Origin of the sequence: Rossellomorea vietnamensis NBRC 101237 (genome assembly GCF_001591825.1) — a bacterium.
Lineage (GTDB): Bacteria > Bacillota > Bacilli > Bacillales > Bacillaceae_B > Rossellomorea > Rossellomorea vietnamensis.
The window spans coordinates 34,750-47,623 of record NZ_BCVQ01000006.1 but is presented as its reverse complement, the minus strand read 5'-3'; the positions used below and the strand labels follow the sequence as shown (position 1 = coordinate 47,623).

At 44.4% G+C, this 12,874-nt stretch carries 11 protein-coding genes; 8 read left to right on the top strand and 3 right to left on the bottom strand.

Going from position 1 to position 12,874, the window contains the following annotated elements; genetic code table 11:
- Positions 1-98 precede the first annotated feature (98 nt).
- The 6 genes from BVI01S_RS05135 (at position 99) to BVI01S_RS05110 (ending at position 6,177) form a co-directional block, all read left to right on the top strand.
- Entirely contained in the window at positions 99-815 is a 717-nt protein-coding gene (locus BVI01S_RS05135) for a DUF2161 domain-containing phosphodiesterase (protein WP_034762444.1), read from the top strand.
- A gap of 107 nt (positions 816-922) precedes the next feature.
- The gene (gene shc / locus BVI01S_RS05130; protein WP_244886875.1) at positions 923-2,794 is read left to right on the top strand and encodes a squalene--hopene cyclase; all 1,872 of its coding nucleotides are present in this window, start codon (positions 923-925) and stop codon (positions 2,792-2,794) included.
- Positions 2,795-2,868: 74 nt separating this feature from the next.
- The gene (locus BVI01S_RS05125) at positions 2,869-3,807 is read left to right on the top strand and encodes a heme-dependent oxidative N-demethylase family protein (RefSeq protein ID WP_244886873.1); all 939 of its coding nucleotides are present in this window, start codon (positions 2,869-2,871) and stop codon (positions 3,805-3,807) included.
- Entirely contained in the window at positions 3,804-4,289 is a 486-nt protein-coding gene (locus BVI01S_RS05120; RefSeq protein WP_034762448.1) for a hypothetical protein, read from the top strand. The genes BVI01S_RS05125 and BVI01S_RS05120 overlap by 4 nt, the downstream gene beginning before the upstream one ends.
- A complete protein-coding gene (locus tag BVI01S_RS05115) occupies positions 4,289-5,242 on the top strand; it encodes a PDR/VanB family oxidoreductase (protein WP_061809507.1) in 954 nt (317 codons plus the stop codon). The genes BVI01S_RS05120 and BVI01S_RS05115 overlap by 1 nt, the downstream gene beginning before the upstream one ends.
- A gap of 128 nt (positions 5,243-5,370) precedes the next feature.
- Positions 5,371-6,177, top strand: a complete 807-nt coding sequence (locus BVI01S_RS05110; RefSeq protein WP_369690880.1) for an arylamine N-acetyltransferase family protein — start codon at positions 5,371-5,373, stop codon at positions 6,175-6,177.
- A 16-nt stretch (positions 6,178-6,193) separates the two neighbouring features.
- Here BVI01S_RS05110 and BVI01S_RS05105 read toward each other — a convergent pair whose 3' ends face one another.
- The 3 genes from BVI01S_RS05105 to BVI01S_RS05095 form a co-directional block, all read right to left on the bottom strand.
- Positions 6,194-6,379: a hypothetical protein gene (locus BVI01S_RS05105; protein ID WP_034762451.1), complete on the bottom strand. Its 186-nt coding sequence runs from the start codon at positions 6,377-6,379 to the stop codon at positions 6,194-6,196.
- A 93-nt stretch (positions 6,380-6,472) separates the two neighbouring features.
- Positions 6,473-7,723 carry a helix-turn-helix domain-containing protein gene (locus BVI01S_RS05100; RefSeq protein WP_061809506.1) on the bottom strand — a complete coding sequence of 417 codons (1,251 nt, stop codon included), beginning with the start codon at positions 7,721-7,723 and terminating at the stop codon, positions 6,473-6,475.
- A gap of 107 nt (positions 7,724-7,830) precedes the next feature.
- Positions 7,831-8,487, bottom strand: a complete 657-nt coding sequence (locus BVI01S_RS05095; RefSeq protein WP_034762855.1) for a VC0807 family protein — start codon at positions 8,485-8,487, stop codon at positions 7,831-7,833.
- Positions 8,488-8,694: 207 nt separating this feature from the next.
- Between BVI01S_RS05095 and BVI01S_RS05090 the strand changes: the two genes are divergently transcribed.
- Together BVI01S_RS05090 and BVI01S_RS05085 are read left to right on the top strand one after the other, a co-directional pair.
- A complete protein-coding gene (locus BVI01S_RS05090) occupies positions 8,695-10,758 on the top strand; it encodes a hypothetical protein (protein ID WP_061809505.1) in 2,064 nt (687 codons plus the stop codon).
- A gap of 12 nt (positions 10,759-10,770) precedes the next feature.
- Positions 10,771-12,741, top strand: a complete 1,971-nt coding sequence (locus BVI01S_RS05085; protein ID WP_061809504.1) for a beta-propeller fold lactonase family protein — start codon at positions 10,771-10,773, stop codon at positions 12,739-12,741.
- Positions 12,742-12,874: the final 133 nt, after the last annotated feature.

Below are 12,874 nucleotides of genomic sequence, written 5' to 3'. Positions count from 1 at the left end.
ACATCAAAGTTGCAGTGTCTTTTTCTCCCAAACTGCAAAAATCTCTCCAATAGTCTATACTTTACTTATAGAATTTTTTCCCGGAAAGGTTTTTACCCATGACGAAATTGAAAGAATCGGATCTATATCAGCCGATCCAGAAACATTTTCATAAACAGGGATATCAGGTGAACGGTGAAGTGAATGACTGTGATCTGACGGCGATGAAAGAGGGGGAGCTTGTGATCGTGGAGCTGAAGCTTTCCTTGAATGTCGAGCTCCTTATTCAGGCAACGAAGCGGCAGCGGCTGACGGATTTTGTGTACATTGCGATTCCGAAACCGAAGCGCACCAGGTCGAAGCGGTGGAATGATATACGTCATTTGGTCAGGCGTCTTGAACTTGGTCTGATCACGGTTTCCTTTACGACAAAGACGCCAAAGCTTGATTTTGTCATTCATCCGGAAGCCTTTGACCGAAAGACGGTTATGAGAAATAGTAAAAAGAAGCGGGCGGCCCTGGTGAAGGAAATCGAAGGCCGGAGCGCGGATTACAATGTAGGGGGCACCAATAAAACGAAGATTATGACCGCCTATAAGGAAAGTTGCATTCACATCGCCTGCTGCCTGGAAAAACACGGTCCCATGTCCCCGAAGAATTTAACAAAGCTGGGGACTGGTGATAAAACACCGTCTATCCTCCAGAAGAATTATTACCGGTGGTTCGAGAGGGTGAAAAGGGGCGTGTATCAAATCACGGATACCGGTAGAGAGGAAATGCAGAGATATCCTGAACTAGTAAGCTATTACTCACAGAAAATAGAAGAAAACCAGTAAGAGCCTGCCTCCCGGGAAACCGGCGGCAGGCTCTTCTTTGCTTCCCACTACTAGTACCCTCATCCTTCACATATACATAACAACAGAGAAGGTAGCCGGGAGGACGAATGATGAAAAAGAAGATAGAGAGCACGATCCGGAATATGATAAGCGATCTACAGAGGATGCAGAGGGAAGATGGACACTGGTCGTTTTGTTTTGAAAATGTCGTGATGACCGATGCGTATATGATCATCCTTCTGAGAACGCTCGCAGGTGATGAGGATGAACTGGTTGGACAGCTGGTTGACCGCCTTTGGAATCGCCAATCAAGGGAGGGCACGTGGAAACTCTTTGAAGATGAGAAGGAAGGGAACCTGTCTTCAACCATTGAAGCATACTTTGCTCTGAGATTCAGTGGCATGGTCAACGAGGAGGATAAAAGACTTCTGAAAGCCAAACGGTTCATAGAGAAAAAAGGCGGTTTTCACAAGGCTCATACGATGACGAAATTCATGCTGGCCGTGCATGGTCAATATGAATGGAAGCATCTCCTGCCGATCCCCATTGAATTCCTGTTGCTTCCGAAGACATTTCCCCTGAATTTTTGGGACTTGAGCAGTTATGCAAGAGGGCATTTGGCTCCGATGATACTGTTGAAAGATCAAAAATTTAAGATCCAAACAAGCAGTATCCCACACATACAGGATTTGTCCCGTGCTGTAAAGGAAGAGAGGTACAGCGAACGGGAATGGAGATTATTTTCGAAAATAAGTGAAGGCATACAGGCACTCGCAGGCCTGCCTTCCCAACTTCATCAGCAGGCAAGGCAGTTTGCCCTTGAGTATATGTTGCAGCGGATGGAGCGTGACGGGACCTATCTCAGTTATTTCAGCGCGACGTTTTATATGATTTATGCCATGTTGGCACTGGGATATAAGAAGAATGACCCTATCATCGTAAAGGCATTACAGGGGTTGAAGGACATGGCATGCGAAACGAAGAAGGGCATCCATATCCAAAACTCTCCTTCTGCCGTGTGGGACACAGCTTTAATCAGCCATGCCCTTCAGGAAGCGGGGGTGGATGCAAATGAAGATGTCATACAAAAGTCAGTGGATTATCTTCTGAAGAAGCAGCACTTTAAATATGGGGACTGGGCGATGGAGACCGGGGTGAAACCCGGGGGATGGGGCTTTTCAGAGAGCAACAGCATTCACCCTGATGTGGACGATACAACGGCTGCTCTCAGGGCCCTTACGTATTCAGCTGCAGGTAACCCCCTTATCAGACAGTCATGGGACCGTGGGATTGACTGGGTGTTCGGTATGCAGAATCGTGATGGTGGCTGGCCGGCTTTTGAAATGAATAAGACGAAATCGATCCTTACTTCTTTTCCGATGGACGGGGCAGAGGCGGCAGCCATAGACCCTTCCACTCCTGATTTAACGGGAAGAGCGCTTGAATTTTTGGGCAGCCGGGCAGGGTTGACCGCGGAACATCCAGATGTAAAAAAAGGGGTTGAGTGGCTGAAACTGATGCAAAAAGAGGAGGGGTCCTGGTACGGTCGCTGGGGCGTCTGCTACATCTATGGAACATGGGCGGCCATCACGGGAATGAAAGCCGTGGGGGTATCTTCTTCTGATATACATTTACAAAAAGCAAAAACGTGGCTGGAAAGCATTCAACGAAAAGACGGGGGGTGGGGGGAGTCCTGCTACAGCGATCAGGAAAAGACGTTCGTATCCCTTCCCTTCAGTACCCCTTCACAAACGGCATGGGCCCTGGAGTCGCTCATCTGTATCGAAGACAAACCGACACCTGCCATCGATCTGGGTATCATGGCGCTTCTCGAATTAACGAACGGCGCAGACAATGAGACATCCCAAGCATATCCCACAGGCATCGGTCTTCCAGGAAACTTCTATATACACTACCACAGCTACCAATGGATATGGCCGCTGATCACACTCAGCCGGTACAAAGAGAAATTCGGGTGAGGGACGGACCTCTTGAGGTCCGTCCCTCTATACGATAAGATGAAAGTGGGAATTTTCTGAAAAAAGGTGGTTGTATGATGAGAGTGGATTCGTTCCCTTATCCCTTTAAGGGGGATGTGTATCGTTATTCCAATAATTCGGTTCCATTGGAAGAGCCAAGTTGTGTGGAGGTAACCACTTCGTATTCAAGTGAGGTCAAGCTGAAACGGAACCTGCTTACCGAACATCCTGAGAGGTGTTTCCAGTCCCGGCCGCATACCTTGAAAGCTCAATGGGAAATAGTCGAGATGGTGATGACACATCTGACATTCTATTATCCTCAGCAATTTTCCCTGGAAAGAAATGAAGGGGAATGGACGTTTCACAATCACATCTTAGAAGAGCACACAACGTTTATATTTGGGGATGAAGCAACGCTATCTTCAGAGCCCCTCGATTTCATCGGTCGTCATGTACAGGAGGATCTGATTTTTATGATGCAGCGGGATGGGGATTTATATATGGATGCGGGACAGTTATGTTTTCCGGCCAACTGGTCCCTTGCATTTAATATCGGAATGAGCTTCAAGGAGATACACGGACCGATTCCGGGGTTTAAGGAAGAGGGATTGGATCAGCGGATCCTGACGTTCTTGATGAGGATGCAAGCGGGAGATCCCTGGGTAAGGCGGAACTGGTCGCTAATGGCGGGAAATCGTCTGGATACTTCCCTGGAAACCTTTGATGAGTGGGGAAAAGGAAGAAGAAAGGTTTCGAAGGAAAACGTCGGGGAATACGTTCATTTTCGTGTAGAGGTGCAAAAGCTGTTCCGTTTGCCAGGTTGTAATGGGCTGCTCTTTACCATCCATACCCATCTTCTACCACTTGAAGAATTTGTGAAGAATCATGAATGGACGAATGCATTTTATCATATTCTAGAGGAGCTTCCCGACCATATAGCCGACTATAAGGGGATCACCTTATTTAAAGAAGAGGTCGTCGGGTACTTGAATGAAAAGAAGGTGGGAATGTGAAGACGCTCCTGCAACCTTTGTTCGTACCGGGCAAACGAAAATATTTATTTCTTGGTGATGAAGAAGGGATGAAGCGACTGTCCCCTACCATCCAAAGAGTAAAAAAGGATGATTATCCTAATGAATCGGTGCTGTTGGATGAAAAGGGAGCAACGGATATTTCTCATTGGCTGGAAGATCAGAAAATGGGAAGTTATCTATACATAGCGATGGAATGGAAAAAGCTCACCTATTTTAAAAAAATGGCAGAGGCTCATGGTTTTTCCGGTGAAGAGACGCAATATATCGGACACGGAGTCAGGTTCATCCTTGTATTCTGTTCTAAATGCCATCAGAAAATGGAAGTGAATGGTGAGCCGATCAGTCAAATTACGACCTGTCCTCATTGTCACTTGACGTTATCCGTTTCCACTCATTATTCTCCTTTACATGAAGCCTATCTCGGGTATGCACCATGTACAGAATCAGGGAGTGATCAGTAGTGAATGAAGCTAAAACCATAACCGTCACTGTCCAATCGATCCATCAGGAAACGCCTTATGTCAAACGTTTTTCACTAATTCATGCCGGTAATGAACTTCTCCCTCCGTTTAGCGGCGGTTCCCACATCACGACGTATATTAAGACAGGAGGAGAGACGATTGCACGATCCTATTCCCTTACGAACCCACCCGGTCAAAGGGATACCTATCACATCGCCATTCGGCTGAATGCACAATCTACAGGCGGGTCCCGTTATTGGCATGAGCAGATGAAAGCAGGAGACACCCTCCGCATCAGTCCTCCACAGAATCATTTCCCATTGAGCTTCCGTGCGAAGCACCATGTTTTCTATGCAGCGGGAATCGGGATCACGCCTTTCCTGTCCATGATGGCAGAACTTAAAAAGGAGGGACGCTCCTTTGAACTCCATTATGCGGCAAAGTCCGAGGAAGACTGCCCGTTTTTTACGTATTTAATGAAAGATTATCCCAATGAGAGTCATTTTTATTTTTCAAGAGAAAGGAGATTGACTGATCAAAGCCTCTGGGAACTTAGAATCGGGACTCATGTGTATTTCTGCGGTCCAACTTCTTTTATCGAAGGATTTACTGAAAGTGCCCTGAAAATTGGATATCCCCGATCAAGCATTCACTTTGAACGTTTTGCTCCACTGCAGACAATGAAACGTCAGGACTTTTTGGTAGAAGTAGAAAACGGCCCGACCATTAAAGTGCCAAAGGATATGACATTATTAGAAGCCCTTCTCAAGGCTGGAGTCAATGCGCCATATTCCTGCCGGGTCGGTCGTTGCGGAACCTGTGAGGTGAACGTATTGGAGGGTGAAGTCGATCACGGTGATTCTTTCTTGAGTGACAGTGAGAGGAGTGAACATCACTCGATATTAACATGTGTATCCAGGGCGAAAGCCGAGAAATTGCGGATTAAGCTTTAGTGCATTTTGACCGAAATCAAGGAGATTTAGCCCCTTTATCCCAAATTTAATGTCAGGCGATCATGTCTTTCCTTGAAAACGTCTATGAGAAGCAGGTAAACTTTAAAGACTAGCCTCAAAGAAAGGGTGTGCCTGCCATCAACAGTCTAGACAAGCTATTCCGCAAGAGGATTCAGTATTCAAGTCTGGGTCCCGTCACCTTTCAGGATCTGGATGTCATATTAGAAAAAATGGCGCTTCATATTCCATTTGAAAATGTATGCATTATTGAAGAAAGGTCCCGTATTCTGACCAAAGATCATCTGGTGAATAAAATGCTCATTTTGAATGAGGGAGGACTTTGTTATGAACTAAATTCTCTCCTTTATTTATTCCTGATAGAAAACGGTTTCGAAGCTTCCTTAATACAGGGAGCGGTCTATGATCATGCTTCCGGAGCGTTCGGGCGCATCGGAAGGACACATGTTGCCGTTAAGGTGTGTCACGAAAAACAGTATTATATTCTGGATGGGGGCTTCGGAGGGAATATTCCGATGAAACCCGTACCATTATCGGGGGAAACGGTTTCTTCGGCCAATGGGGAATTCAGGATAGGGGCAGGTGAAACAGCTTATGGGGATTATAGATTAGAAATGAAATTGAAGCATAAAGACAGCGATTGGAGAATCGGGTATGCATTTGATTCAAAACGAACGATCAGGGATGTGTGTTTCCTTGACGACGTCCGAGTCACAGTGGAAGAGCATCCCGCCTCACCCTTTAATAAACATCGGTTACTGACAAAACGAACGGATGACGGAAGTGTGACCTTGACGGAGACTTCCTTTACTCAATGGAAGGAAGGAAATGTAAAGAAACGTGAAATAAATTCAGAGGCGTACCAGGAACTTTTGAATCTTTGGTTTTCTCAAACAGATAAAAGAGACCCGGAATGAATCCGGGTCTCTTCATTTACTTACCGAGCATCGCCATAATCCCTTTATAGATTAAGAAGAGTGAGAATACGAGAATAGCTAAAATACCGATGATGTCTGTTACCGGTGAAACGCTTTCTAAAAATGTTCCGTTAAGTGGTGCCCTTAACAATGCGAAACCGGAAAGAATACCTGCTACTAATAAAAGAATGAATCGATCCATTCTAATCGCCTCCTTTCACGATAGTATATGAAGGAGGGATTGGGAAGTTGAACCCAATAATGGAAAGTGTTTTCATTCATGCATCTTTAGGGATCATTCCAATTCATAGTAACTGATTTCATTCGTCATCTTTTCGGATGCGAGCTCGAACCCTTTTTCGGTCTGTCCGGTTTTAACATAATATAAAAAGAGTTGCCTTTCATAATGCTGGTACATCAACTGACTGCCCGTCCTTTTAAAGTGGGGGAGGGCGGTTTTTTCCATATACTCATAGAGGTCTTCTTCATTTCTTTTCAAGGTGAGCAGATAGATTTCAAAGAATACAAAGGTGGGGTCCTGGTGCTCCCTGGCTTTCTTCAGTCCACTGTTTGCCAGATGGTTGAGCTCTTCTTCAGAAAGAAGGTTTCCTTTCATGCAGGAAAGGATGTATCCACTGAGTGTGACTAAATAAGAAGAAGCAGGGGTGTTCTCTGTAGTGAGCTCCAGAGCCCTTTCATACGATGCTTTCGATTCCTTATATCGTTTTCTCCGGAAATATTCGAATCCCAGGTTATTATGGATTTTATGTGCCCTTTCCATGGAGTTGACAGATTCACAGACTCTAAGGAGTTTATTATACTGGTGTTTGGTCTGTTCCATATCGAAAGGTTCCTTCGCGTTCAATTGAATTAATATGAGAATTTCAGAATCGATGACTCTGAGGATATTTAATGTTTTTTGAAAAAACTGTAGGGCCCTTTGGCCATAATAATAGGCGAACGTATTGGAATGGATGGAATGATAGGCTGTTGCCAGATGAAAATAATATTCAGCATTCGGGTATTCATCATCAATCTGCTTTAAGGACTGGATGCAGCAGTCAAATTTTCTTGTTGAGTAATAATAGATTCCTCTCACATGGAGTAATAAGTTGGACTCAAAAGGGGAAAGGGAGTCCTGTTTCGTTTTGATCATGGTCAGGATTTCGTTTGCTCTTGAAGGGTTATCCAAGAACAGATGATACCTTGCTAATAATAAGTGATATTGAAAAAAGAAATCGGATAAAAATCGTAAAGGCTCTTCTTCGATTTCTGATTTAAGTTGATGGATTTCATGGGTCCGGATCATGATGATTGCATCGTTCCATTTGGCCAATGCATGCTGCAACGATTCATATCGCGAACGTTCCGCTATCATATCGACTCCGAGCCTTTTAGCAAGTAGATCGGTGATTTCACTTGAATACTCTGTGATTCCCCTTTCGATTTTACTTAGATGTGTAGTGGAACAGATCCCCTGTGCAAGCTGCTCCTGGGTCAATCCTGATTCTTCCCGATGAAATTTAATCAATTTACCTTCAATCATAGTACACCTCGGTGTGAACATTTTATTATCCATTATAGGAAAAATATTCACATTGTTCTATAGGATTGGGACAAGACGGAGGTCTGAAGGCAGAAACATCCAATAGGCTAAATGGCCTTTTCTTCTTCAAGCTCATCCTGCACTTCCTCGACCAAATGAGGGGAATCGTTGATGATCTTCCCGATATAGAAGAATCCGGCAACGGTGATACCGGTTATGATCCAGCTGAACGCCTGTCTCAGGATGATGCCTTTATCAAATGCTTCCACGCCATACTCCAAAATGAGCCATGCTTTCACAACGGCTAAAATCCCACTCCTCAGTGCGAAGCAAAGCGTGATCAATTGAAACAAAGTGAAAAGTGGTTTCTTATAGAAAAGTCTCTTACTAAACGTACGGTCATGACCTTGGAGCTCTGCGAAATCAAGACCAAAGTATAAGGTGATGGGCCTTCTGACGACCATGGTAACGAAGAAAAACAAACTGATCCCGGCAGCGTAATAGACATTATTCCAAAGAAGCTGTAAAGACGAACCTGCCAGTACGTCTATCAGGGTACCGACAATCAAGGTGAACAGAATGAACAGGCCGAAAGTATTCACTTTCTTCATCTCGATGAATCGGTAGACGGTATAAATGATCCCTGGAACAGAAGAAAGGAGCATGGCGTAATAGTCTCCGGTGTAATCCCTCATGATATTCCACACAAACAGAGGGAGGGCGACATAAATCATCAGATCGAATAGTACAATATTTTTCTTCACTTTTATCACTCTTTCTTTTTTCCTTATACAAAGAGTACGGTCCTCAAAAGGACAAAGTTTCAAATCAATGGATAATATTTAAAAATGAAATCGATTTCTTTTTTATGAAAATTCTTATTGAGATTCTTTCTCAATTAAACTATACTAATAAACAGTAATGAGAATCATTCTCGAGTGATTCTTGATCGTTGAGAGGGGTTACATAGAATGAACAGACCATGGAAAGTATTATCCGCGTCCGTTTTGGCATCTTCACTTTTACTTGCCGGATGTGTCAGTGATAAGGAAGAAGCTTTGAAATCAGACGGAGAAAAGAAAACGGGAGCAAGCAAGGTGAACGTCTCTGATTATACGTTCGATACTGCCGGGAATATGTTTGCGTATGCAGAATTTGAATTATCCGGCGAGCCGCTGGCAGAAAGCCTTGGCCTGGATTTAGATATATTAGATATCAATAAATTGGATCAGCCAACAAAATTTGATTATACAGCCGGCGTTGAATCCTATGAGTACTCTGAGGAAGCCATGTATGAAGTTGTCGAAAAATCGGGTCTCGGATTACATTTGATCAATGGCCCAGCTGTTGAAACCCTTCAAAATGGAAAAACAGCTGATGAAAAATTGGGAAGCCGCTTTTATGAATTGGCGGGTGCCGTCGGATATGCGGAAGATGAAATTTTCAGGAATATGTATCCGACGTTCATTGAATACTCTGCCGGCGATCCCCATTATAAGGGCAAAGTAGATACAAGTGAGTATGCAGCGAATGATGATGGAAGCTATGTACCTATGTATCAAGTAAACTTCGAATCACTCCGCTGGGACCGTGACAAAATGGAGAAGACCCTTGTCCCTTCCGCTTATGGGGCAACGTTCTTGAAGCAGGCGCTTTGGGCAGGGGATTTTATGGGCGGATTCCATACGATTGATGCTGATGAAGAATTGGCAGGAGAAACGTCCAAGGATGACGATGATCAGAATATTGCACTGGGAGTCAGCTCAGCAGATGGTTTCCAGGGAGCGGTTCTGACGGAAGAAATGTGGAATAAAGTGAATTATATTTCCAATGAATTGTTTGTGGATGGCACGACAGGGAAATTGACGGCTGCCGGCCTCGGAAGCCAGTATGATCCTTCAGAAGGATTCGTTTACTTACCACATAGTGTAGAAGTCACCGAAGATGGTAAACAGGCACCAAACGCAAAATCACTCTCTATCAAAGATTCAAACAGTGTCCTTCAGGATCAGTGGATGATGCTTTGGCCAAGTTCAGAATTCTATGGAATGACGGACCAAAGGGAATCAAATCCGAACAAGACACCATCATTCCAGGCGTTGTTTGACGGTGCACCATATCCTTCTGCACCTAAAGAGAATAGAGATGACTCACCTGGTAACGATGTGAAAGGAACTGATCCGTTCACAGCCAATCAAAACGTGATGCTCCATGTATTCAAGAATATTGATGCCATGCATTTCAATGATGATAAAGGAATGTTCGTAACAGAAAATGATGGAAAAGAACAAGGAACGTATATGGATACATTCCAGGCAGGATACACGATGGAATCGATGAGGATCTTCCAGCGTGCAATCGATGGGCTTCCTGTCGGATACGCATCTGGGGAGTCAGCTGAAGGATTGAAGACAGCTGAAGGTAAGCGTGCACTTGACATGATCCGTAAGCAGGCAGACTTCATGATAGACAACCTGATACTGGATTCAGGCCTGGTTGCAAAAGGCTTCGACCTTAAAGAAGGTGCGGATGAAGACGTCACATTGGATGCTCAACTAGGTGCGATTAGAGGATTGACAGCAGCTTATTTAGCCACTGATGATGAGAAATACCGCGAGGCAGCACGCTCCATTTATGAAGCGATGGATTCCAAGCTTTGGGATGACGAATTGAATGCATATGAAACATCGGAAGGGAAAATGGAGTATACCCCGTATACAGCAGGCGCATTGTCTGCCACCTACCGTGTCGCCCTGCAAAATTTAAGCAATCGGGAATCGGATTCTGAAACACCTGAAGGCCTTGAAATCGATATGATCACCTCACGCTACAGTGATTTCTATGATACGGTCATCGATGGTCCGTCCCTTGAAGAAGGAATGCAGGCAAGTGAATTCTGGGATACAGGGGATTATTACGACAGCAAAGACTCATCTGGGAATACAGATGGGGACAATGTTCCACAAGTTCAAGCCGGACATGGCAAAAATGGGATCGCGCCCGTATTGCTTCCTGTTACGGTCGAAAAACGATAAAGAAGGGATCCTATGAAGAAGATAATAGGATATGCGACGGCGTTTCTCATAGCAGGAACGCTTGTTGCATGTTCGGTTCAAACCGCAACCAAAGATGACCCGAGCTTCGAGTCAGTTCGGAAAGAAGCCACCAATAGCGATAATATCCTTCAGAATAAAGAAGGAACCGAGCTTTACATTGCCAATCTTGATGCCAATACGGTTTCCATTGTGAATGAGAAAACACAGAAGGTTGAAGAAGAAATTCCTGTCGGGAAAGAGCCGGTTCAATTGGCGTTATCACCGGATGAAGATCGCCTGTATGTATCGTGCAGGTATGATAATAAGATTGATGTCATCTCATTGGAAGAAGGGAAAGTAGTAGATTCCTATGAAGTGGGAAAGGAACCTTTTGGACTCCTGACAAGCCAAAATGGTAAGACCCTGTATGTAGCCAATTATCGGGAAAGCACGATCATGATGGTTGACGTGAAGAGTGGGGACGTAACTGAGACGATCCCAGTGCACGATCGACCAAGAACGTTGGCTGAAACAGCGGATGGGAAAAAGATATACATCCCTCATTATTTATCCGGTGAAATATCCGTGCTGGATGCAGAAAAGAAAAAGGTTGCAAAAACCTTTAAACTGGCAGACTCGCCTGATGTTTCTGACCGGAAAAAGAGCCAGGGTATCCCGAATACCCTTGAGCAATTTGTGATTGCACCTGATGGGAAAACAGCATGGATCCCCCACTTGGTGACCAATGTCGATACGCCCATTCAATTTGAGGAAACAATTTTCCCTGCCATTTCTATCATCGATCTGGAAAAAGATGAAGAATTGGTCGATGAGAGAAAAGAATTGTTTGATGAAATCAACGTGCTGGATTCAAAAAATGAGACGATGATCGTATCAAATCCTTATGATGTCGCCTTCCAAAAAGATGGATCGAAAGCATATGTGGTGATGTCGGGAAGTGAAGACTTAGTTGTTTTTGATCTGAAGCGCGGTGGGAATGCCACCCAGATTCTACGAAGAATCGAGGGGGATAATCCCCGTGGAATCATATTAAGTAACAACGGTGAAACTCTTTACGTCCATAATGCCATGAGTCATGACCTTGCGACGATTGATTCGGGAGGCACCTCGACTCATTCGAGGGCAAAAAAGCTTCAAGATAACATCTCTCTGATCGAAAAAGATCCACTCGATCCACAGGTTCGTAAAGGAAAAACCATTTTTTACAGTGCCAATAGCGATGAGTTTGAAGCGGATATCACCGGGAACAACTGGATGAGCTGTGTGTCCTGTCACAGTGATGGGGAGATCAATGGCCTGACTCTCATGACTGGAAAGGGGCAAAGGAATGTCCCGACCAATGTGCAAACGTCAGAAAATGGTCTCTTCCTTTGGGACGGCAGCCGGGATGACTTTACGGATTATCTCCTGACGGTCCAGGGTGAAATGGGCGGCATGATGAAATATGAGCCTGGTGAAGAACTGCCGGCAGAGGTTGAGAAGATGTATGATGATTTATTCGCCTTTCTGAAGGAACCGCAATCTTTCCCCGTTCCACAAAGTCCTTATAAGGAAAATGGGGAATTAACCAGCTCGGCGAAAGAGGGAAAGGCTCTCTTTGAAGGAAAAGCATCCTGCATCTCCTGTCATAGCGGAAGTCAGTTTACGGATAGTGTGAAAGCAACAGGTGAGGATGGGAAGCTGACAACGGATGTGACAGACTATCTACATGATATCGGGACAGCCAATCAGTTTGATGTTCCATCAAAGGGGGACGCAAGAGCCGTCTTCTCAAATCCAAGGAATGGTAAAAGTTTTGATACACCGAGTCTTGTAGGTGTGTGGGCGACTGGTCCATATTTGCATGATGGAAGTGCGAAGACGATTGAAGAGTCTATTGAGCGTCATCAATATGAAGAAAAATCAGAGCTTAGTCAAATCGAAATGTCAAAAATAGCCGATTATGTGCGCTCGCTTGATTAATCCAGTCAAAAAAGCTTGAGGATTCATTCCCTCAAGTTTTTTTTATGTAGTTTTCTGTTTTCTGAATTGTGTTTACAATTATATTACATTAATGTAACATTAATATGGATAAAATGTATCAATTTGGAAATTG